Here is a 20,540-nt window from a genome sequence, read left to right as displayed (position 1 = left end):
AATGCCATGACGACGGAACAGGCGAGCGCCCAGGCCTATCTGGCCGATGCGCGCAACGACCAGGTGCTGGTCTATGTGAACGGCACGTTCGCGCCGCGTAACGAGGCCAGCGTCTCGGTGTTCGATTCCGGCTTCGTGCTGGGCGACGGCATATGGGAGGGACTGCGTCTCGTGAAGGGCCGCCTGATCAGCCTCGACGCCCATCTCGATCGCCTGTTCGAAGGCGCGCGCTCGATCGATCTCGACATCGGGCTCGACCGTGCCGGTGTCACCAAGGTGGTGACCGATACGCTGGCGAAGAACGGCATGACCGACGGGGCGCACATCCGCCTCATGATCACGCGCGGCCTCAAGAAGACGCCCAACCAGGATCCGCGTTTCGTGATCGGCAAGGCGACCATCGTCTGCGTTGCCGAATACAAGACGCCGATTCCCGAGGCCAAGGCCAAAGGCTACGCGCTCTTCACCTCGACCTTCCGCACGACCCAGCCCGACCAGTTCGACCTGCGCCTCAACTCACACTCGCGGCTCAATCTGATCCAGGCGCTGATCCAGGCCATCAAGGCCGGCGCCGACGAGGCGCTGATGCTCGACCCGCGCGGCTTCGTGGCCTCGTGTAACTCGACCAATTTCTTCATCGTGCGTGGCCGCGAACTGTGGACGTCCACCAGCCTCTACAGCTTCAAGGGCATCACCCAGCAGAACGTGATCGACGCCTGGCGCGCGGCAGGCAACGTCGCGAAGGAGTGCGACTTCACGCTCGCGCAGGTCTACTCCGCCGACGAGGCCTTCGTGACCGGTACCCTGGGCGGCGTCACGCCGGTGACGAAGGTCGACGGGCGTCTCATCGCCGACGGCAAGGCCGGCAAGGTGACGAAGGAAGCGAGCGACCTCTATCTGAAGTCGGTCGGGGCGCTGTAAGCTCTACTCTGACCTAAGCTTCGGAGCCTTGAGAGCCGCCAAGCTTCGCCTGCAGCTCGGCGATCTGCTTCCTCAGCTCCTCGTTCTCCTCGCGCGCCTTGGCGGCCATCGCCTTCACCGCGTCGAACTCGTCGCGGCGGGGGATGTCCATGCCGTCCAGGATCTTGGCGATCTGGTCGCGGACACGGGCTTCGACCTCGTCCTTCATGCCGGTCAGCGCGCCCATGGCGCCGTTGGCCACCTTGGTGAGGTCGTCGATGAAGGGATTGCGGGTTTGCATGACAGGTCTCCTGATGCGGCAAGTATGGGCGGCTGGTAGCATCCGGCGCAAGAAGCACTGGAGGACGCCGTGAGCCTGGTCAAAGTCGAGTCGAGCGAAGGTATCACCACCATCACCATGATGCGCCCGGAGAAGCGCAACGCGCTCACGCAGGAACTTTGCGACGGCCTCTACGACGCCTATCGCGCCTTCGAGGACGGCGACGACCTGGTCGCGGTGCTGCAGGCCGACGGCCCGGCCTTCTGCGTCGGCGCCGATCTGCACAATCCGCCCGCCGCCATGTGGAAGGCGGTGCCGCATGTCAGCCACGCGCTCACCAAGCCCGTCATCGCCGCCACCCAGGGCTGGGTGATCGGTGGCGGTATCTGTCTCGTGATGACGTGTGACCTCATGGTGTCTGCCGATACCACCAAATTCATGTACCCTGAGGCCAAGGTCGGCGTGTTCGGCGGCCTGATGCCGGGCATCGTCTCGCGCATGCCGCACAAGGTCGCGATGGAGCTGCTGCTGCTCGGCGAGGAAATTTCGGTGAAGCGCGCCTACGACGTGGGCTTCGTGAACAAGGTCGTGCCGCTCGGCCAGGAGCGTGCCGAGGCGCGCCGCATGGCTTCGGTCATCGCCCAGTCCGCGCCGCTGGTGATCCGCACCCTGCGCGACTTCGCCAACCAGACGCTGCCGCGCGGCCCGGCGGAAGTTTTCGTGCCGGAGCGCTACAAGCTCGAGACCATCGCAAATTCCGAGGACCGCAAGGAGGGCGGCGCCGCCTTCCGCGAGAAGCGGTCGCCCAAGTTCAAGGGACGCTAGGACCATGGGCAAGCTGCTGCTGATCGGTTGCGGCAAGATGGGCGGCGCCATGCTCGATGGCTGGCTGGCGCGCGGCCTGCCCGCCGCCGACATCGTCGTCGCCGAGCCGGTCGAGGCGATCCGTCCGCGTCACGCCGGTGTCCGTGTCGTCACTTCCTCGGCCGAAGTGGAGGAGACGCCGGAGATCGTCGTGCTGGCGGTCAAGCCGCAGTCGATGGACGAGACGCTGGTCGATCTGCGGCGGTTCGCCGGACAGGGTTCGGTGTTCCTTTCGATCGCGGCCGGCAAGACGCTGGGCTATTTCGCCGCCCGTCTCGGTCACGCGGCCAGGATCGTGCGCTCCATGCCCAACACGCCGGCGGCCGTGCGCCAGGGCATCACCGTCGCCACAGCGGCGGCGAGCGTGACGGCGGCGGAAAAGAAGCGCTGCCACGAGCTGCTGGAGGCGGTGGGCCAGGTCCTGTGGGCCGACGACGAGGCGCTGATGGATCCGGTCACCGCATTGTCCGGCAGCGGCCCGGCCTACGTCTTCCTGCTGGTCGAGGCGATGGCGGCAGCAGGGGTGAAGGCCGGCCTCCCGGCCGACATGGCCATGCAGCTCGCCCGCGCCACCGTGGTGGGAAGCGGGGAACTGCTGAAGCAGTCCGCGGAGCCGGCGTCTCAGCTGCGCGTTAACGTGACCAGTCCCGGCGGCACGACCGCCGCAGCCCTGCAGGTCCTGATGGCAAACGACGGTATCCAGCCAGTATTCGACAAGGCCCTTGCGGCCGCCTCGCATCGATCGAAGGAGCTGGCAGGGTGAGCGACGTTCGCGACAAGGCTCTCGATGCCTTTCTCGGCCTGATCGCCGAAAAAGGGTATGCCGACGTGGCGCTGCGCGACGTGGCGCAGGTGGCCGGGCTGGGCTTTGCCGACGTCTATCGCGTCTATCCCGACAAGATCTCGCTGGCTGCGGCCTTCATGGCGCGCATCGATGCGGAAGTGATGGCGGGGACGCCGTCCTCGGTCGATCCGGAGGAGACGCCGCGGGACCGGCTGTTCGACGTGATGATGCGCCGCTACGACGCGCTCCGGCCGCACCGTGCGGCGCTGCGGGCGCTGCGTCGCGCCGGGACCCGCGACCCGATTCTCGCAATCGCCATGGGCCCGGGGCTGCGACGCGCGATGGCGGCAATGCTGGAGGCCGCCTCGGTGGCCAGCGACGGGCTGCCCGGTGCGCTGCGGCAGAACGGGCTGCTGGCGATCCATTACGCCGTATCGCGGGTATTCGATCGCGACGACACCCAGGATCTTTCGAAGACCATGGCGGCTTTGGACAGCCGGTTGAAGACCGCCGAGCGCTGGTCGCAACTCTTTGATAGATATGCGAAATCACCGGGCGCCGACGTTCCGCCCGCGGCGCCGGTTTCGCCTGAGGCGTGAACATTTTGTGCGGTGCACAAAAACACCCCTTGACTCGCTGCAATGCATCCCTAAATTGAGCTTCATTGTGCACCGCAGCAAAGCGGGGCACCCGAGCTCAGCCTTGCTTCGTCCCTCAAGGAGAATTCCATGTACGCCAACGGTGCCTTCAAGAACCCCTTCGCCGACTTCGACTTCAGCAAGATTTCCGGCGAGTTCAAGCTCCCGACCGTGAACGTCGAGACCTTCGTCGAGACCGCCCGCAAGAACTTCGCCACGATGACCTCGCTCAACACCGCCGCCGTCGAGCAGATGAAGACGATCGCGCAGCGTCAGGGCGACATGGTCCGCGCCGCGATGGAAGACTTCTCCAAGCACGGCAGCGAAGTGCTCGCCGCCGCGACCGTCGAGGAGAAGGCTGCCAAGCAGATCGACTTCATGAAGAAGACCTACGAGTCGGCGATCACCAACTCCAAGGAACTGGCCGAGCTGTACACCAAGGGCCAGACCGATGCCGTGACGGCGCTGAGCGCCCGCGTCGCCGAGCTGACCGAAGAGGTCAAGGCCGCGATCGCCAAGAAGTAAGCGTTTTAGCGTAAGCGTGGGTCGGCCTGTCGCCGATCCGGAGAAAGGGGCCGCGTATGTGGCCCCTTTTCTTTTGCCCGTCTTGGTCTTTTGATCCCGCCGCTCTAGGGTCGGCCCACCATGACATCCATCGCTTACGAAGATTTCGAGCGTGTCGACATTCGCGTCGGCACCATCGTCGAGGCCGCCCCGCTCGAGGGCGCGCGCAAGCCCGCCTATCGCCTGCTGATCGATTTCGGCGCCGAAATCGGCACGAAGAAATCCTCGGCCCAGATCACCGTGCACTACACGCCGCAGGAACTGGTCGGCCGTCAGGTCGCGGCCGTGGTGAACTTCCCGCCGCGCCAGATCGGCCGGTTCATGTCGGAAGTCCTGACTCTCGGCTTTCCGGCAGCAGATGGCAGTGTCGTGCTGATCGCACCGACCAAGCCGGTGCCGAACGGCGGCAAGCTGTTCTGAATTCTGACACGAGGACCCCGTCCGTTGCCCATCCTGCGAGACGGCGCTGCGCGCCTCCTCAGAATGAGGTCGTGACGAGCTAAAAGACCTTGTGGATCCAGCCGTGCGGGTCGGCCGTGCGGCCGCGCTGGATGCCGACCAGGGCGGCCTTCAGCTCCTCGGTGCTGGCGCCCGAGCCGCCATTGCCGATCCTGAACTCGCCGTCCTTGCTGCGCACCGTGCCGATCGGCGTGACGACCGCGGCGGTGCCGCAGGCGAAGGCCTCGCGCAGGCGGCCGCTGGCGGCGTCCTTGCGCCACTGCTCGATCGAATAGCGCTCCTCGCTCACCTTGATGCCCTTGTCTTTGGCGAGGGTGAGCAGCGAGCTGCGCGTGATGCCGGGCAGGATCGTGCCGCCGAGCGGCGGGGTGATCATCGAGCCGTCGTCGAACACGAAGAAGATGTTCATGCCGCCCAGCTCCTCGATCCAGCGCTGTTCGACGGCGTCGAGGAACACGACCTGGTCGCAGCCGTGGCGCGTCGCTTCGGCTTGCGCCTGCAGGCTGGCGGCATAGTTGCCGCCGCACTTGGCGGCGCCGGTGCCGCCGGGGGCGGCGCGGGTGAAATCCTCGGAGACCCACACCGACACCGCCGGCGCATCGGTCTTGAAGTAGGCGCCGACCGACGAGGCGATGACGATGAACAGGTAATCCGACGAGGGCTTCACGCCGAGGAAGATCTCGTTCGCGAACATGAAGGGGCGGATGTAGAGGCTGCCGTCGCCCTCCGGGATCCAGGCCCGGTCGATCTTCACCAGCTGGTCGACGGCCTCGAGGAAGACGTCTTCCGGCAGGACCGGCATGGCGAGCCGCTCGGCCGACTGCTGGAAGCGCCGGGCATTCTCCAGCGGGCGGAACAGGGTCGCGCCGCCGTCGGCCGTGCGATAGGCCTTCAGCCCCTCGAAGATTTCCTGGGCGTAATGCAGGACCGCCGCAGCCGGGTCCATCGGGATCGGCGCGCGCGGTTCGACCCGCGCATCGTGCCAGCCCTTGGACTCGTGATACCGGATGGTCACCATGTGATCGGAGAAGACGCGGCCGAAGCCCGGATTCTTGAGCAGCGCCGCGCGTTGATCGGCGGGAAGCGGCGACGGGTGCGGAACGTGCGTAAACTGAAGCGACGGTGTCTTGGACATTGCCTGGGACGTTTCTCTCTTGAGTATTTCTTTCAATCTATCACCGGCGGGCGCGCCGCAAGTCCCCCGGCGCCGCTCACAGCGGAATTCGTACGGTCACGCGCAGGCCGCCGAGCGGCGAGGGGGCCAGCGTCACCTCGCCGCCATGGCTGCGCGCCACGTCGCGCGCGATGCTGAGGCCTAGCCCCACCCCGCCCGTCGCGGCGTTGCGCGACTGGTCGAGACGGAAGAAGGGCCGGAATACGTCCTCGTAACTTTCAGGGGGGATGCCGGGACCGTTGTCGTCGACCGCGATCTCGACCGCGGTCCGGCCGCGCACCGCCTCGATCCTGATCTCGCTGGCGTAGCGCTGGGCATTGGACACGATGTTGGTCAGGCAGCGCTTGATGGCGATCGGCCGCAGCTCGACGTTCATGTCGCCCTTCCAGGTGACTTCGAGAGTGGCGCTGCCGTGGCGTGCACCGGCGGCGACATCCTCCAGGATCTCGGAAAGGTCGGACATCACCGGATCCTCGTCGCCCTCGCCCCGCGCGAAGGCGAGATAGCCCTCGATCATGCGCTGCATGTCGTCGACGTCGTCGGCCAGCTCCCGCGTCTCCGGCGAGTCGGGAAGAAGCGCCAGCGAAAGCTTCATGCGGGTGAGCGGCGTGCGCAAATCGTGGCTGACGCCGGCCAGCATCTCGGTGCGCTGCTGGATCGAACGGCGCAGCCGGATGCGCATCGTATGGAAGGCGGTGGCGGCATTGCGCACCTCGCGCGTGCCGCCGGAGAAGGCGAAGTCGGGCACGTCACGGCCCTTGCCGAGCGCGTCGGCCGCCACCCCCAGATGCTCGATGGGCACCAGCTCGCGCCGCATGAACCAGATGGCGAGGCCGAACAGGACCGAAGCGAGGCCAAGCTGGGCCAGGACGTAGGCGAAACTCGAGCCGAAGGTCAGGCGCACATGCGGCACCAGCACGTCCATCACGTCGCCGTCCGACAGCTGGATCTCGATCAGGAGCTGGCCGCCGCCGATATTGTTGTCGAGGAAGAAAGGACGCTTGAGGTCGGCATTGAGTGCGCCCTGGACCTCGCGGGCGACGATGTCGAAATATTCCGGCTCCTTGAAGGGCCGCACGATGCCCTTGCGGAAGGAAACGAACAGCAGCAGGTCCTGGGCGGAGCGGCGCAGGATCCATTGACGGTGCTCGTCGTCGGGAAAGTCGGAGCGCAGCGAGATCAGCAGGCGCAGGTCGCGGACCAGCAGGATGGCGAGGCGGTTGGTGACGTTGTCGCCGCGCTGGCTGTAGAACCACCAGGCCGACAGCGCCTGCAGCAGCAGCATCGGCACCACGATGATGATGAGCGCGCGCGCGAACAGGGTCTGCGGCGAATGCTTGTCCGACCATTGTGCGATGCGTTCGAAGATGTCGCTGACGGCGGTCCACCTCATGCGTCGACCAGACGGTAGCCCTGGCCGCGCACCGTGCGCAGATAGCGCGGAAACGACGGATCGGGCTCGATCTTGCGTCGCAGCCGTGTCACCTGCACGTCGATGGCGCGCTCGTTCACGGAGGCGCCGATGATCTTGCACAGCGTCTCACGGCTCAGCACCTCGCCGATGCGGCCGGTGAAGGCGCGCATCAGGGCGATCTCGGCGTCGGTCAGCGCCACGCGCTTGCCCTTGTCGGTCAGTTCGCCCAGTTCGAGGTCGAACTGCATGGGGCCGAACGTCACCTGACTCGGCGCTTCCGGGGCCGCGACAGCGGCTGCCGGACGACCGCGGCGCAACACGCTCTGGATGCGCAGCAGGAGTTCACGCGGCTCGAACGGCTTGCCGAGATAATCGTCGACGCCCTTCTCCAGGCCGGCGATGCGATCCTTGGTCTCGACCATCGCCGTCAGCATCAGGATCGGCACGTCGTCGGTGCGGCGCAGCTCGGTCGCGAATTCGAGGCCGGTTTCTCCCGGCATCATGACGTCGAGCACGATCAGGTCGAAGTCGAGCGAACTCAGCCGCTGGCGCGCCTCCGCGGCGCTGGCCGCGGTCGAGACCCGAAAGTCGTTGCGTGAGAGGAACGACTTCAGGAGTTCGCGCAGGCGCGTATCGTCGTCGACGACCAGGATGTGAGGCTTGTCGGCCGACGCGTCCATGGCGTGCTAGCGGCTGCCGCCGCGCAACCGCTTGTCGACCACCTGGCGCTCCGGCGGGTCGAGCAGACCGAGCAGCACCTTGCGAAAGCCCTCGACCGCCTCGGCGCCGGTTTCGCGATAGGCCCGGGCGAAGCGCTGGCTCTGGCGGTCCGTCAGGTCGCGCTCGAGTTCCTGGCCCTTGGGGGTGAGCCACAGGAGACGTTCGCGGCGGTCGCGCGCGCCGCTCTTCTGCTCGACATAGCCCTGCTCGAGCAGGTCCTTGAGGACGCGGCTGATCGACTGTTTGGTGACCTTGAGGATCGACAGGAGATGCCCGACCGTCTGGCCGGGATGGCGACCGATGAAATACAGCGCCCGGTGATGGGCCCGGCCGAGCTGGTAGTGCCGGAGCTGCTGGTCGGATTCGAAGGTGAAGTCGCGATAGGCATAGAACATCAGCTCGATGCCCTGTCGCAGTTCTTCGTCGCGAAGGAATAGGGGGTTGGCGGGCGCTCTGGATTCCACGCAGTCTTTATAGTGCGGGCGCGCTGCGTTGACACCCCGCGCGAGCGGATGTTACGGCGCGAACCTCCGTCGAGAAATTTTCCGAAACCGTGCGAGGGCGCCCATGCTGACCGTTCATCATCTCGGCGTGTCGCAATCCGAGCGCATCGTCTGGCTGTGCGAGGAGCTCGACCTTCCCTACGAGCTGAAGGTCTATGACCGCGACGCGGTCACGCGGCTCGCGCCGCCGGAATACAAGGCCCTGCATCCGCTCGGCGCGGCGCCGGTGATCGAGGACGGCGACGTGCTGCTGGCCGAATCGGGTGCCATCGTCGAATACATCGTCGCCCGCTACGGCAAGGGCCGGCTGGTCCTGGCACCCGACCGTCCCGACTTCGCGCAATTTCTCTACTGGTTCCATTTCGCCAACGGCACGCTCCAGCCGGCGACGGGACGCAACATGATCCTGGGACGGCTCGGTCTTCCAGCGGACACTCCCTTGATCAAGGCCATGAAGGCCCGCCTCGACCTTGCCCTCGGCCTCATCGAGGCGCGGCTTGGGAAGGCCGATTACCTGGCCGGGGCGGAACTCACGACAGCCGACATCATGGCCGTCTTCACATTGACCACGATGCGCAACTTCCTGCCGTTCGACCTCGCGCCCTATCCGGCGATCCGCGCCTATCTGCAGCGCATCGCCGCCCGTCCGGCCTACCAGCGGGCGATGCAGAAGGGCGATCCCGGGATGCCTCTCCTCCTGACCTGAAATTCGCGGCGAAAAACACGCAGGGTCAGTGTGATTGACAAGGTCAGTAATATTGACCTATTTGGTCGGATAGTTATTCTGGGGATGGCCTCAGAGACCTATTTGGAATCATTAGAGAGAGGATATCGCAATGTCCTTAACAATGGATGATCGCGACGGCTTCATCTGGCTGGATGGCAAGCTGGTTCCGTGGCGCGACAGCCGCATGCATGTGCTCACCCATGCGCTGCATTACGGCTCGGCCGTCTTCGAGGGCGAACGCATCTATGACGGCCGGGTTTTCCGCCTCTCGGCGCACAGCGCCCGCCTGATCCGGTCGGCCAATCTGCTCGACTACGACCTGCCCTGGTCGCGCGAGGAGATCGATGAGGCGACCCGCGCCGTCGTGAAGGCGAACGACCTCACCGCCGGCTATATCCGGCCCATCGCGTGGCGCGGCTCGGAGGTGCTGGGCGTGTCGGCGATCGGCACGACGGTCCATCTCGCCATCGCCCCGTGGGCGCAAGAAGGCCGCCTGTCGGTGCAGGCGCGCGATGCCGGCATCAACGTCACCCTGGCGAAGTACCGCCGGCCCTCGCCGGAAACGGCGCCCGGCCACGCCAAGGTGGCGGGCCTCTACGTGATCTGCGGCATCGAGAAGGACCGCGCGCTGAAGGCCGGCTTTGACGATGCGCTGATGCTCGACTGGCAGGGCCGCATCGCCGAGACGACCGGCGCCAACATCTTCCTGGTGATCGACGGCAGGCTCGTCACGCCGACGCCGCACAACTTCCTCGACGGCATCACGCGTCGTGCGGTGATGGGCATGGCGCGGACGCGCGGCTGGACGGTCGAGGAACGCGACGTGATGCCGGAGGAACTGAGCAACGCCAGCGAGGTCTTCCTCTGCGGCAGCGCCGCCGAGATCGTGCCGGTCGGCTCGATCGACCAGCATCACTTCCAGGCCGGTCCCGTCGCCAAGACGCTGATGGCCGACTTCCAGAAGCTGGTGCGCGCGCCCGACAGCGAGGGCTTCGGCGAGGCGACGCATCTGATGGCATCGGCGTCGTCGCTGGCGGCCTGACCCGCAGCCGTTACGGATCGTAGACGGCGACGAAAAGCACCGCTTCCCAGCCCTCGGCCCGCAAGGTGCGGCGCCGTGTTGCGAGCCAGCCGTGGACGCGGCCATGGGCGATGCTTCGGCTCAGCTCATGGCCTCGCCGCAGATAGCCGATTTGAACGGTGGAATGGTCTGCCAGCTCGACGTCGACGCGGACCGCATCCTCGCGATCGGCATTGTCGGGCTCGAGGATGAGACGCACCCCGGTCCCGATCGTCACGTGGCTGATCTTTTCGGAATCGCTGGAAATCGCGGAGTGGAACCCGCGCCAGCCGGGAGGAAGCGCCGCAGCGGCCTCCTTGCCGGCTCGGAGGGCCTGCAGAATCGCGTTCATCGCGCCCTGTGGCAGCTCACGGGTCTCGATCCGGGTCGGCGCAGCTTTGGGGCGGTCGGCACCCAAAGCGGTACGCATCGCTCGGATCGCCGGCCGAAACAGCCAGGCAAAGAAGCCCGCGGCCAGTTCGAAAATCAGGCCGATCGCGGTGAAAACGATCTCGAAAAACGAGCCGATGATACGATCTCCATGGACAGCCATGAATCATAGGCAATGCCGCGCCCGCTTGACATCGGGGCCTGCAATCCCCTTTTCTCGATAGCGTCCGAGGGGTGCCTGATCTTCCAGCAGGAGACGGGCTGAGACAGCCTTAACGGCTGAACCCTTTGAACCTGATCCGGGTCATGCCGGCGAAGGAACGGGAGTCAGCGGTGTTGGATCGTCCTGTCGTATCAATCATCGGAGCCGGCGTCGCAGGCCTCGCCTGCGCGACGGAGCTTGCCGAACGCGGCGTCGCCGTCGAGCTGCTGGAGCGCAGCGTCCGTCTGGGCGAAAGCGCCTGTTCCTGGATGGCCGGGGGCATGCTGGCGCCGTGGTGCGAGCGGGCGACCACCGACGAAATCGTCGCCCGCCTGGGTGAGCCGTCGATCGACTGGTGGCGGCGCCACCATCCCGGCACCGTGAGCGAGGGCAGCCTGGTCCTCACGCCACCGCGCGACGCCGCCGACCTCACGCGCTTCGCCGCGCGGACCGAGCGCTACGAGTGGATCGACGGCGATCGCATTGCGGCCCTCGAACCCGATCTGGCCGGCCGGTTCCGTCGTGCGCTGTTCTTCCCCGACGAGGCCCATCTCGAGCCGCGCAAGGCGCTGGCGTCGCTGGCCGCAGGGCTCGAAGCGCGCGGCGTCCCGATCCGCTTCGGCGTGGAGGGCACGCCGTCGGAAGTCGGGTCGAGCTTCGTGGTCGATTGCCGCGGCCTGTCTGCGCGCGATGCGCTGCCCGAGCTGCGCGGCGTGCGCGGCGAGATGCTCGTGGTGCGGACCCGCGACGTGTCGCTGTCGCGCCCGGTGCGGCTGCTGCACCCGCGCATCCCGCTCTACATCGTGCCACGCGGCGACGGGGTCTTCATGATCGGCGCGACGATGATCGAGAGCGAGGAACGCCGCGCCGTCAGTGTGCGTTCGGCCATGGAGTTGCTGAACGCCGCCTACACGCTGCACCCGGCCTTCGGCGAGGCCGAGATCGTCGAACTGGGCGCCGATCTGCGGCCAACCTTTCCCGACAACCTGCCGTGCATCCGGCGCAATGGCCGCGTGCTGCATGCCAACGGGCTTTTCCGGCATGGTTTCCTGCTCGCGCCCTGGCTGGCGCGGCAGGTTGCCGATGCCGTTCTTCTGGAGACGAGAGATGCGGATATTCCTGAACGACGACATGCATGAGGTCTCGCCCGGCACGCTGGCCGCGGCGCTGGAAAATCTCGGCTATGGCGGGCGCAAGATCGCGACGGCGGTGAACGGCCGGTTCGTGGCCGCCGCCGCGCGACCGCGCACCGAGCTGGCCGACGGCGACAAGATCGAAGTCGTCGCGCCAATGCAGGGAGGATGACCATGTCATCGTTCTACGGCGTCGAGCTGAAGTCGCGGCTGCTGCTCGGCACCTCGCGCTATCCCTCGCCGGCGGTCCTCGAACGCGCGGTCAAGGCGTCGGGCGCGGACGTCGTGACCGTATCGCTGCGGCGCGAGAGCGGCGCGGGTCGCGCCGGTCAGGCTTTCTGGTCGCTCATCCAGTCGATGGGCGTGCGCGTGCTGCCCAACACGGCGGGCTGCCATTCGGTGAAGGAGGCGGTGACGACCGCCCACATGGCGCGCGAACTGTTCGACACGCCGTGGATCAAGCTGGAGGTGATCGGCGAGGCCGACACCTTGCAGCCCGACGTGTTCGGCCTGGTCGAAGCCGCCCGCATTCTCTCCGAAGAGGGTTTCGAAGTATTTCCCTATACGACCGAGGATCTCGTGGTTGCCGAGCGGCTGGTCGAGGCGGGCTGCCGGGTGCTGATGCCGTGGGGCGCGCCGATCGGGTCGGCGCGCGGCCTCAACAACGTCTACGGGCTGCGCTCGATGCGGGCGCACTTTCCCGACATCCCGCTGGTGGTCGATGCCGGGCTGGGCGTGCCCTCGCATGCCGCGGCGGCGATGGAGCTGGGCTACGACGCGGTGCTGCTCAACACGGCGGTCGCCGAAGCGGGCGATCCGGTCGAAATGGCGCGCGCCTTCGCGCTCGGCGTCGAAGCCGGTCGTGCCGCCTATCTGGCGCGCCCGATGGAGCCGCGCGACATGGCCATGCCGTCGACGCCGGTGATCGGCAAAGCGGCCCTTGGAGACTGAAGAGATGCTCGATCCGTTCTATCCCGTCGTGCCCGATTCCAGCTGGGTGCTGAAGCTGGTGCCCATCGGCACGAAGCTCATCCAGTTGCGCATCAAGGACCAGCCCGAGTCCGAGATCCGCCGGCAGGTACGTGAGGCGAAAGCCGTCTGCGCGCAGCATGGCGCCGACCTGATCGTGAACGATTACTGGCAGGTCGCGATCGACGAAGGCTGCGCCTGGGTGCATCTCGGCCAGGAGGATCTGGTCGATGCAGACGTGAAGGCGCTGCGCCGTGCCAACATCAGGATCGGCGTCAGCACGCACGACCATGCCGAGCTCGACAAGGGCTTGGCCATCGATCCCGACTATGTCGCGCTCGGCCCGATCTGGCCGACCGTGCTGAAGCAGATGCCATGGGCGCCGCAGGGTACGGACCGTCTCGCCGAATGGAAGAAGCTCATCGGCAACCGGCCGCTGGTGGCGATCGGCGGGCTGACGCTCGAACGCGCGTTGCTGTGCCTCAAGTCGGGCGCCGACATCGCCTCGGTCGTGGGTGACATCGTGAACCATGCCGATCCGATCGGTCAGGCCAGGGCCTGGATCGACGCGACGAGAAGGCCGTGACCGACCGCTACGCCCGCCAGGCCGTGCTGCCGGAGATCGGCCCGACCGGGCAGGCGCGTCTTGCCGCCGTGTCGGTGCTGGTGGTCGGCGCGGGCGGCCTCGGCTGCCCGGTGCTGCAGTATCTCAGCGGTGCCGGCGTCGGCCGTCTCACCATCGTCGATCACGACACGGTCGAGGAGACCAACCTGCATCGCCAGCCGCTCTATGGCATGCCTGACATCGGCAAGCTGAAGGCCGAGGCGGCGCGCACCACTCTCCAGCGGTTCAACCCGCATGTTCGCATCGACGCGGTGGCCGAGCGGCTGACTCCGCAGAACGCCGCGAGGCTGGTCGCCGATGCGAATATCGTGGTCGACGCCGCGGACAGTTTCGCCGTGACCTACATGCTGAGCGACGTCTGCTTCGCGACAACCAAGCCGTTGGTCAGCGCCTCGGTGATCGGCATGACCGGCTATGCCGGCGTCTTCTGCGGTGGCGGCCCCAGCTACCGCGCGGTGTTTCCCGAGGTTTCCGTCGATGGCGGCACCTGTGCCACGGTGGGCGTGATCGGCACCGCGGTGGCGACGATGGGCAGCCTGCAGGCGCATCTCACGCTGCATCACCTGCTCGGCCTCGAACCGGCAGTGCTGGGCCGAGTCGTCACGTTCGACGCGAAGCGCTTGGCCTTCGGTGGCTTCGACTTCGCCGGCAGCCCCGAACCCGAGGATCAGGTGGCGTTCATCGCGCCAGAGCAGGTGCGATCCGACGACATCGTCGTCGACCTGCGCGGTCTCGACGAGGCGCCGGTTTCACCCTTCGCCGGTGCGCGGCGGCTGGTCGTCGACACGATCGACGAACTGGGCGCGCCCTCGAAGCGGGTCGTGCTGGCCTGCCGCAGCGGCCAGCGGGCGTTGATGGCGGCGGACAGATTGCGCGAGCGCGGCGTCACGAATCTTGCTCTAGTTGCGTTGGGCTGAAGCGCCCGAGCCGGAGAGGAGTTTCGCGTGGCCGATCCCGTTCCGCCGACCATGGAGGAGACCCGCCGCCACCAGATGTATCCGGTGCTGTCGGCGGCTGAGCTGAAGCGCATGGGCCGCTTCGGCGAGACGCGGCATTTCAGGACCGGCGAATTGCTGGCGCGTACGGGCGGGGACAGTCCGGGGATGTGCGTGATCCTGTCCGGCCGGATCGCCATCCTGAGCCATGACGGGCTGGGTCACGTCTCGCCGATCGTCGAGATGGGGCCCGGCGAATTCGCGGCCGAGCTGGCCGAGCTCTCGGGCCAGCCCGCGATGGTCGATGTCCGTGCCGAGGAGGATGTCGAAGCGCTGATCCTGCCGCATGACCAGTTGCGGGCCTTGATGGTCGCCGACGCGGAACTCGGCGAACGCATCATGCGGGCGCTGATCCTGCGCCGGGTGCGTCTGATCGAGGTCAACCGGGTCGGTCCGATCCTGGTTGGCGAACTCACCCAGCCGGGCATGATCCGCCTGCAGGGATTCCTCACGCGCAACGGCCAGCCGCACACCATCCTCGATCCCGAAACCGATCCGGACGCGGCGAAGATGATCGAGCGGCTGTCGCCCGACGCCGCCGACTATCCGCTGGTGGTCTGCCCCGACGGCACGGTGCTGCGCAATCCCAGCGACCAGGAACTCGCGCTCTGCATCGGCCTCTTGCAGGAAAGCGCCGAGCCGCCCCTCTATGACATTGCCATCGTGGGCTCCGGACCGGCCGGCCTCTCGACCGCCGTCTATGCCGCATCTGAAGGCCTTGCGGTGCTGGTGGTGGAAACCCGTGCCTTCGGCGGCCAGGCCGGCGCCAGCGCCCGCATCGAGAATTATCTCGGGTTTCCCACCGGCGTCTCGGGTCAGGCACTCACTGCGCGCGCCTTCGTGCAGGCGCAGAAGTTCGGTGCGCAGTTCGTCATCCCTCTCGAAGTGGCGCGGCTGGATTGCGGCGGCGGCCTCGAACGCCCGATGACCCTGGAGATGACCGACGGTTGGAAGGTGCAGGCGAAGACCGTCGTGATCGCCTCGGGCGCGCGCTATCGCAAGCTCGCCCTGCCCAACCTCGGCGACTTCCTCAATCGCGGCCTGTGGTACTGGGCCTCGCCTATCGAGGCGAAGCTGTGCGCCAACGCCGAAGTGGTCATCGTCGGCGGCGGCAATTCGGCCGGACAGGCGGCGGTCTTCCTGTCGGGTCATGCCGCGAAGGTCTGGATCCTGGTCCGCGGCCCCGGCCTTGCCGAGACCATGTCGCGCTACCTCATCGATCGCATCGCGGCGGCTCCGAATGTCGAGGTCCTGGCGGAGACGGAGATCGTCGAACTCGTCGGAACCGAACAAAGTGGTCTGCGCGGCGTGACATGGCGGCACCGTCCCAGCGGGACCGACACGCACCGGCCGATTCGTCACGTCTTCCAGTTCCTCGGCGCCCAGCCCGCAACCGAATGGATGCAGGAGTGCGGCATCGACGTCGACAGGACGGGCTTCATCCGCACCGGCGCCGATGTCGAGGCGCCCTGTCCCAAGCGTCCGCCGCTCGCCTACGAAACCAACGTGCAGGGAGTCTTCGCGGTCGGCGACGTTCGCTACGGCTCGGTGAAGCGGGTGGGCGCGGCAATCGGCGAGGGCGCGAATGTCGTCGCCCAGATCCACGGCGTGCTCGAGGCGATGAACGAGGCGGCCGAGAGGGCACAATCGTAAGTAGATCCGTCGTCTCGACCGGAGCACCGAAGGTGCGGAGTGGAGCAACCGTCTTGTTTTCAGGTGGGTCGCGGCTGCTGCCATTGAGTGCCATCTCTGACGACGGGCTCTATTGCGCTACTTCTTCTCCCAGCGCGCGGCCGCGGCGTCGTCTTCCTGATGGGCGCCGACCCATTGCTCGCCCTTCGGCGTGTCTTCCAGTTTCCAGAACGGCGCCTTGGTCTTCAGCCAGTCGACCAGGAATTCGCAGGCCTCGAAGGCGGCTTCGCGATGGGGCGAGCCGACGGCCACCAGCACGATCCGCTCGCCCGGCTCCATGCGGCCGTAGCGGTGCACGATCAGGGTTGCCTCGAGCGGCCAGCGCCGGTTGGCCTCGGCCTCGATGTCCTGCAGCGCCGTCTCGGTCATGCCGGGATAGTGTTCGAGCGTCAGCGCATCGATCCGGTCGCGATGATAGCCTTCCCGCACATGCATCTCGCGCACCAGGCCGACGAAGACCGCCAGGCCGCCGATGCGCTTGTTGCCGTCGGTGAGGCGGGCGAGTTCCACGCCGAGGTCGAAATCCGCTTCCTGGACACGCACGCTCATCGCATCATCCGCCGGTGAAGGGCGGGAAGAAGGCGACTTCGCGCGCGTCGGCGAGCCTCACGTCGAAAGTCGCGGTGCGCTGGTCGACGGCGGCACCGAACGCGGCACCTTCCGCCAGCGCCTCGGCATGGCCGGGGCTGCGGCTGCGCAGCCAGACGACGAGATCGCCCACCGTGTCGATCCCGGCGGGCGGCGTCACCTCTTCCTCCGGCACCCCGACGGTGCGCTTCATCCAGGCGAAGTAGCGAATCTTCACTTCTGGCCGCCCGATGCGGGAGTGTCTTCCGCCATGTGGCGCAGGCCGGTGCGCAGATAGTCGTAGCCGGTGATGAGGGTCAGGGCTGCTGCGATCCAGATGAGCACGATGCCCGCCTGGGTGACCCAGTGCGCCGCGGAGTCGCCGACCAGCAGCGCGGCGATCGCCACCATCTGCACGGCCGTCTTCCACTTGGCGAGCGCGCTGACCGGCAGGCCGACCCGCAGCTCGGCCAGGAACTCCCGCAGCCCGGAGACCAGGATCTCGCGCGCCAGGATGATGAGGGCGGCCAGCACGTTCAGGCCGGTCAGGGTACCGTTGTCGACCAGCATCACAAGAGCGGCGGCGACCAGCAGTTTGTCGGCGATCGGATCGAGGAAGCGGCCGAACCGCGAGATCTGGTGATAGCGCCGCGCGAAATAGCCGTCGAACCAGTCGGTCACCGCAGCGGCCACGAACAGTCCCATCGACAGCCACTGCGCCCAGCCGCGATCGAGCCAGAAGCAGGCGACGACCAGCGGAATCGCGACGATGCGCGACAGGGTGAGCACATTGGGGAGATTGAACAGCATCGACCCGGACCTTACCGGCCGCCCCGGAAGTGGTCATGGATTTTCTGGGCGAGTGCGCTCGAGATTCCCGGTACCGACTTGATATCCTCCAGCGTCGCGCCCGATACCGCACGGGCGCTGCCGAAATGATTGAGCAGTGCGCGCTTGCGGCCCGCGCCGATGCCCGGGACCTCGTCGAGCGCCGAGCGTGTCAGGTCGGCGGCGCGGCGCGTGCGATGCGTGCCGATCGCAAAGCGATGCGACTCATCGCGAAGCCGCTGCAGGAAATAGAGGACGGGATCGCGCATCTCGAGGGAGAAGGGCGGCTTGCCGGTCATGAAGAAGCGCTCGCGGCCCGCATCGCGGTCGGGGCCCTTGGCGATGCCGACCAGAGGAATGTCCTCGAGCCCGAGTTCGGCCATCACGCCGCGAACCGCTTCGAGCTGGCCCTGGCCGCCGTCGATCAGCAGCAGGTCGGGCCAGTGCTCGTCGTCGCGCTCGGGGTTTTCCTTCAGCGCGCGTCCGAAGCGGCGGGTCATCACCTCGCGCATCATGGCGAAGTCGTCCCCCGCCGCGCCCTCGGTCTTGATGTTGAACTTGCGGTAGGCGTTCTTGTTGAAGCCTTCGGGCCCCGCGACGATCATCGCGCCGATCGCCGCCGTCCCCTGGATGTGACTGTTGTCGTAAACTTCGATGCGCTCGGGCGGCGCGTCGAGCCCGAACACGCGGGCGACGCCTTCGAGCAGGGTGCGCTGCGTGCCGCGTTCGGCCATGCGACGGGCCAGCGCCTCGCGCGCGTTGTTCACCGCCTGGTCGAGTACGTCCTTCTGGTCGCCGCGCTTGGGCTGGCGGATCTCGACCTTGTGGCCGGCCGACAAAGCGAGTGCGTTTTCCATCAGCTCGCGCTCGGGAATGTCATGGCTGGTCAGGACCAGCCTGGGTGCTTGGCGCGCTTCGTAGAACTGACCCATGAAGGCTTCCAGCACCTGGGGCTCGTCGAGGTCTCGTCCATGGCTGGGGAAATAGGCGCGGTTGCCGAGATTCTGGCCGGCGCGCAGGAAGAACACCTGGATGCAGATCTGTCCGCTATCGGCGTGGGCCGCGAAGATGTCGGCTTCGTCGATCGACGGCAGGCTGATCGACTGGTGCGAGGTGATTTGGGCCAACGCGCGGATGCGGTCGCGCAGGATGGCGGCACTCTCGAACTCGAGATTGGCCGACGCCTGCTCCATGCGCTGCGACAGGGCCTGCTGGATCTCGCGATTGCGGCCGCCCAGGAAGCCGCGGACATCGCCGACGATGGCGTCGTATTGCGGCTTGTCGATGCGCCCGACGCAGGGCGCCGTGCAGCGCTTGATCTGGTACTGCAGGCAGGGCCGCGTGCGCGTCGAAAACACACCGTCGGAACAGGAGCGCAGCGGAAAGGCGCGCTGCAGGGCATAGAGCGTGCGGTTGACCGCGGTGGCCGAGGCGAAGGGGCCGAAATACTCGTTGGCCGGTTCGCGCGTACCGCGATGCTTGGCAAGCTGCGGCCATTCGGTGTCGCGGCGGATGACGATGTAGGGAAACGACTTGTCGTCGCGCAGCAGCACGTTGAAGCGCGGCCGGAAGCGTTTGATGAGGTTGTTTTCGAGAAGCAGCGCCTCGGCTTCGCTGTCGGTGACTGCAAATTCCATGGTCCGCGTCGCGGACACCATGCGAATGAGGCGCGTGGCGAGCCGTGTCGGCTGCGTATAGGCGGCCACCCGGCTGCGCAGAGACCGCGCCTTTCCGACGTACAGGACCTCCCCGTCGGCCGCGATCATGCGGTAGACGCCCGGCTTGCGGGGCAGCGTCCGCACGAACTCCGCGATGATCCGCATGCCGTCGGCAAGGGAGCCTTCGCTGGGAGGCTGGTCGAGGTCGGTTTCGTCGCTCACGGGGCCGGAGAATGGTGTCGCCGGGGCCTCGGTACAAGCCAATCCAGCCCATGTGGGAAAGTCTGTGAGAAACCCGGCCGGCAACCAGATGTTACCGGGACGTCACCGTATTGACTCAATCCGGGAGGGGTGACAATCGCTCGCCGCCCCTCCCTTAACCCCATATGACGAAAAGAGTTTCTGCCGATTCGGCTTCCTGCAGAAAATGCTAGCTATCGTCTTTGTTCTCGTTCCGATCCAATTGGTTGCTTCACTGCGATCTGTGGATAAGTTTGGTGGCTTTACAGCACTGACAGCATGCGGCCGACGAGCGGATGGCGGACCACGTCGCCCTGCGTGAGGCGCACTACGGCCACGTCCTCGAGCCCGTCGAGCTTCGTGGCGATCGAGGCCAGTCCGGACAGTTCCGGCAGCAGATCGGTCTGGTCCGGGTCACCGGTCATCACCATCGTGGAGTGCCAGCCCAGCCGCGTCAGCAGCATCTTGAGCTGGCCGTAGGTGCAGTTCTGGGCCTCGTCGATCAGGACGAAGGCGTTGTTGAGCGTCCGTCCCCGCATGAAGGCGACCGGCGCAATCTCGATCGTGCCGTCGTCCAGATGCTGGCTCAGGCGCTTGGCACCCAGTCGGTCGTTGAGGGCGTCCCAGAGGGGGCGCAGATAGGGGTCGAGCTTCTCGCGCATGTCGCCGGGCAGGAACCCGAGATTCTCTCCCGCTTCGACGGCCGGCCGCGACAGGACGATCCGCGAGACGGTGCCGCTTTCCAGGGCTTCGACGGCGGCGGCGATCGCCAGATACGTCTTGCCGGTGCCGGCGGGGCCCAGCGCCACGGTCAGCGGCTTGGAGTCTATCGCCTCCATCAGCAGTCGTTGGTTGTCGCTGCGCGGTCGGACTTTCTTGATGTAGCTCTGGTCGCGGTCGTTGGCCGGAGTGTGGTCGAAGACGACATTGTGAATACGGGCACCATCGATGGCGTGCAGCTTGGCTCGGCGTGCGGCGCGTTTGGCCATATTCTTACTCCGGTGTCAGGGTCAAAGGAGCGTGATCGATCGCCCAGAACAAAAAACGCCCCCGGCGAGCGGAGGCGTTGGCGATCGGTGGTCTGGCTGCAAGGTGAGGCCGTCGGGCACGCGGTGGGAGTTCCACCGGTGAACCATTTTCCGTCGGGGGACATG

25 protein-coding genes and 1 riboswitch are annotated in these 20,540 nt (G+C 66.7%); of the genes, 14 read left to right on the top strand and 11 right to left on the bottom strand.

What is annotated here, in order from left to right:
- The first annotated feature begins 6 nt into the window (after positions 1–6).
- A complete protein-coding gene (locus ACT6UX_RS28000; RefSeq protein ID WP_444778443.1) occupies positions 7–921 on the top strand; it encodes an aminotransferase class IV in 915 nt (304 codons plus the stop codon).
- Positions 922–934: 13 nt separating this feature from the next.
- Here ACT6UX_RS28000 and ACT6UX_RS27995 read toward each other — a convergent pair whose 3' ends face one another.
- The gene (locus tag ACT6UX_RS27995) at positions 935–1,201 is read right to left on the bottom strand and encodes an accessory factor UbiK family protein (RefSeq protein ID WP_444778442.1); all 267 of its coding nucleotides are present in this window, start codon (positions 1,199–1,201) and stop codon (positions 935–937) included.
- Between the two features lie 69 nt (positions 1,202–1,270).
- Between ACT6UX_RS27995 and ACT6UX_RS27990 the strand changes: the two genes are divergently transcribed.
- The 5 genes from ACT6UX_RS27990 to ACT6UX_RS27970 all read left to right on the top strand — a co-directional run bounded on the left by ACT6UX_RS27990 (position 1,271) and on the right by ACT6UX_RS27970 (position 4,450).
- The gene (locus ACT6UX_RS27990) at positions 1,271–2,005 is read left to right on the top strand and encodes an enoyl-CoA hydratase/isomerase family protein (RefSeq protein WP_444778441.1); all 735 of its coding nucleotides are present in this window, start codon (positions 1,271–1,273) and stop codon (positions 2,003–2,005) included.
- Positions 2,006–2,009: 4 nt separating this feature from the next.
- On the top strand, positions 2,010–2,807 hold the full coding sequence (gene proC, locus ACT6UX_RS27985; RefSeq protein WP_444778440.1) for a pyrroline-5-carboxylate reductase: 798 nt from the start codon (positions 2,010–2,012) through the stop codon (positions 2,805–2,807).
- A complete protein-coding gene (locus ACT6UX_RS27980) occupies positions 2,804–3,427 on the top strand; it encodes a TetR/AcrR family transcriptional regulator (protein ID WP_444778439.1) in 624 nt (207 codons plus the stop codon). Before proC ends, ACT6UX_RS27980 begins: the two co-directional genes overlap by 4 nt.
- Positions 3,428–3,556: 129 nt before the next feature.
- Complete coding sequence (locus ACT6UX_RS27975) at positions 3,557–3,991, top strand: phasin family protein (RefSeq protein WP_444778438.1); 435 nt, start codon at positions 3,557–3,559, stop codon at positions 3,989–3,991.
- Positions 3,992–4,111: 120 nt separating this feature from the next.
- Positions 4,112–4,450, top strand: a complete 339-nt coding sequence (locus tag ACT6UX_RS27970) for a tRNA-binding protein (RefSeq protein ID WP_444778437.1) — start codon at positions 4,112–4,114, stop codon at positions 4,448–4,450.
- A 79-nt stretch (positions 4,451–4,529) separates the two neighbouring features.
- On the opposite strand, the gene ACT6UX_RS27965 is transcribed toward ACT6UX_RS27970, so the two are convergent.
- From ACT6UX_RS27965 to ACT6UX_RS27950, 4 genes are all read right to left on the bottom strand, one after another.
- Positions 4,530–5,624 carry a branched-chain amino acid aminotransferase gene (locus ACT6UX_RS27965; RefSeq protein ID WP_444778436.1) on the bottom strand — a complete coding sequence of 365 codons (1,095 nt, stop codon included), beginning with the start codon at positions 5,622–5,624 and terminating at the stop codon, positions 4,530–4,532.
- Between the two features lie 76 nt (positions 5,625–5,700).
- Positions 5,701–7,056, bottom strand: coding sequence for an ATP-binding protein (locus ACT6UX_RS27960; protein WP_444778435.1), 1,356 nt, complete (start codon positions 7,054–7,056; stop codon positions 5,701–5,703).
- Positions 7,053–7,757, bottom strand: a complete 705-nt coding sequence (locus ACT6UX_RS27955; protein ID WP_444778434.1) for a response regulator — start codon at positions 7,755–7,757, stop codon at positions 7,053–7,055. Before ACT6UX_RS27955 ends, ACT6UX_RS27960 begins: the two co-directional genes overlap by 4 nt.
- Before the next feature lie 6 nt (positions 7,758–7,763).
- The gene (locus tag ACT6UX_RS27950) at positions 7,764–8,261 is read right to left on the bottom strand and encodes a MarR family winged helix-turn-helix transcriptional regulator (protein WP_444778433.1); all 498 of its coding nucleotides are present in this window, start codon (positions 8,259–8,261) and stop codon (positions 7,764–7,766) included.
- 103 nt (positions 8,262–8,364) lie between these two features.
- Between ACT6UX_RS27950 and ACT6UX_RS27945 the strand changes: the two genes are divergently transcribed.
- Both ACT6UX_RS27945 and ACT6UX_RS27940 read left to right on the top strand, forming a co-directional pair.
- Positions 8,365–9,006 (top strand): glutathione S-transferase family protein, encoded by a 642-nt coding sequence (locus tag ACT6UX_RS27945; RefSeq protein ID WP_444778432.1) that lies wholly within the window; start codon positions 8,365–8,367, stop codon positions 9,004–9,006.
- Positions 9,007–9,136: 130 nt separating this feature from the next.
- Positions 9,137–10,069, top strand: coding sequence for a branched-chain amino acid aminotransferase (locus tag ACT6UX_RS27940; RefSeq protein WP_444778431.1), 933 nt, complete (start codon positions 9,137–9,139; stop codon positions 10,067–10,069).
- Between the two features lie 10 nt (positions 10,070–10,079).
- On the opposite strand, the gene ACT6UX_RS27935 is transcribed toward ACT6UX_RS27940, so the two are convergent.
- A complete protein-coding gene (locus tag ACT6UX_RS27935) occupies positions 10,080–10,640 on the bottom strand; it encodes a hypothetical protein (RefSeq protein WP_444778430.1) in 561 nt (186 codons plus the stop codon).
- A 57-nt stretch (positions 10,641–10,697) separates the two neighbouring features.
- Positions 10,698–10,815, top strand: a riboswitch (TPP riboswitch).
- Between ACT6UX_RS27935 and thiO the strand changes: the two genes are divergently transcribed.
- The 6 genes from thiO to ACT6UX_RS27905 all read left to right on the top strand — a co-directional run bounded on the left by thiO (position 10,811) and on the right by ACT6UX_RS27905 (position 16,054).
- Entirely contained in the window at positions 10,811–11,818 is a 1,008-nt protein-coding gene (thiO, locus tag ACT6UX_RS27930; RefSeq protein ID WP_444778429.1) for a glycine oxidase ThiO, read from the top strand. (Overlaps the previous riboswitch by 5 nt.)
- Entirely contained in the window at positions 11,787–11,984 is a 198-nt protein-coding gene (gene thiS / locus ACT6UX_RS27925; protein ID WP_422031900.1) for a sulfur carrier protein ThiS, read from the top strand. The genes thiO and thiS overlap by 32 nt, the downstream gene beginning before the upstream one ends.
- Before the next feature lie 2 nt (positions 11,985–11,986).
- Complete coding sequence (locus ACT6UX_RS27920; protein WP_444778428.1) at positions 11,987–12,763, top strand: thiazole synthase; 777 nt, start codon at positions 11,987–11,989, stop codon at positions 12,761–12,763.
- Positions 12,764–12,767: 4 nt separating this feature from the next.
- Positions 12,768–13,367, top strand: coding sequence for a thiamine phosphate synthase (locus ACT6UX_RS27915; protein ID WP_444778427.1), 600 nt, complete (start codon positions 12,768–12,770; stop codon positions 13,365–13,367).
- Positions 13,364–14,323, top strand: coding sequence for a ThiF family adenylyltransferase (locus ACT6UX_RS27910; RefSeq protein ID WP_444778426.1), 960 nt, complete (start codon positions 13,364–13,366; stop codon positions 14,321–14,323). Before ACT6UX_RS27915 ends, ACT6UX_RS27910 begins: the two co-directional genes overlap by 4 nt.
- A gap of 51 nt (positions 14,324–14,374) precedes the next feature.
- Positions 14,375–16,054, top strand: a complete 1,680-nt coding sequence (locus ACT6UX_RS27905; protein ID WP_444778452.1) for an FAD-dependent oxidoreductase — start codon at positions 14,375–14,377, stop codon at positions 16,052–16,054.
- Positions 16,055–16,171: 117 nt separating this feature from the next.
- Here ACT6UX_RS27905 and ACT6UX_RS27900 read toward each other — a convergent pair whose 3' ends face one another.
- From ACT6UX_RS27900 to ACT6UX_RS27880, 5 genes are all read right to left on the bottom strand, one after another.
- On the bottom strand, positions 16,172–16,642 hold the full coding sequence (locus ACT6UX_RS27900; RefSeq protein ID WP_444778425.1) for a molybdenum cofactor biosynthesis protein MoaE: 471 nt from the start codon (positions 16,640–16,642) through the stop codon (positions 16,172–16,174).
- A gap of 4 nt (positions 16,643–16,646) precedes the next feature.
- Complete coding sequence (locus tag ACT6UX_RS27895) at positions 16,647–16,898, bottom strand: MoaD/ThiS family protein (protein WP_444778424.1); 252 nt, start codon at positions 16,896–16,898, stop codon at positions 16,647–16,649.
- Positions 16,895–17,470 (bottom strand): CDP-diacylglycerol--glycerol-3-phosphate 3-phosphatidyltransferase, encoded by a 576-nt coding sequence (gene pgsA / locus ACT6UX_RS27890; protein WP_444778423.1) that lies wholly within the window; start codon positions 17,468–17,470, stop codon positions 16,895–16,897. Before pgsA ends, ACT6UX_RS27895 begins: the two co-directional genes overlap by 4 nt.
- 11 nt (positions 17,471–17,481) lie before the next feature.
- Positions 17,482–19,368 (bottom strand): excinuclease ABC subunit UvrC, encoded by a 1,887-nt coding sequence (uvrC, locus tag ACT6UX_RS27885; protein ID WP_444778422.1) that lies wholly within the window; start codon positions 19,366–19,368, stop codon positions 17,482–17,484.
- Positions 19,369–19,649: 281 nt separating this feature from the next.
- On the bottom strand, positions 19,650–20,375 hold the full coding sequence (locus ACT6UX_RS27880) for a PhoH family protein (RefSeq protein ID WP_444778421.1): 726 nt from the start codon (positions 20,373–20,375) through the stop codon (positions 19,650–19,652).
- Positions 20,376–20,540: the final 165 nt, after the last annotated feature.

Origin of the sequence: Reyranella sp. (assembly GCF_052439685.1) — a bacterium.
Classification (GTDB): Bacteria; Pseudomonadota; Alphaproteobacteria; order Reyranellales; family Reyranellaceae; genus Reyranella.
The sequence above is the reverse complement of the archived record's forward strand: the minus strand, read 5'-3'. Positions and strand labels throughout refer to the sequence as shown.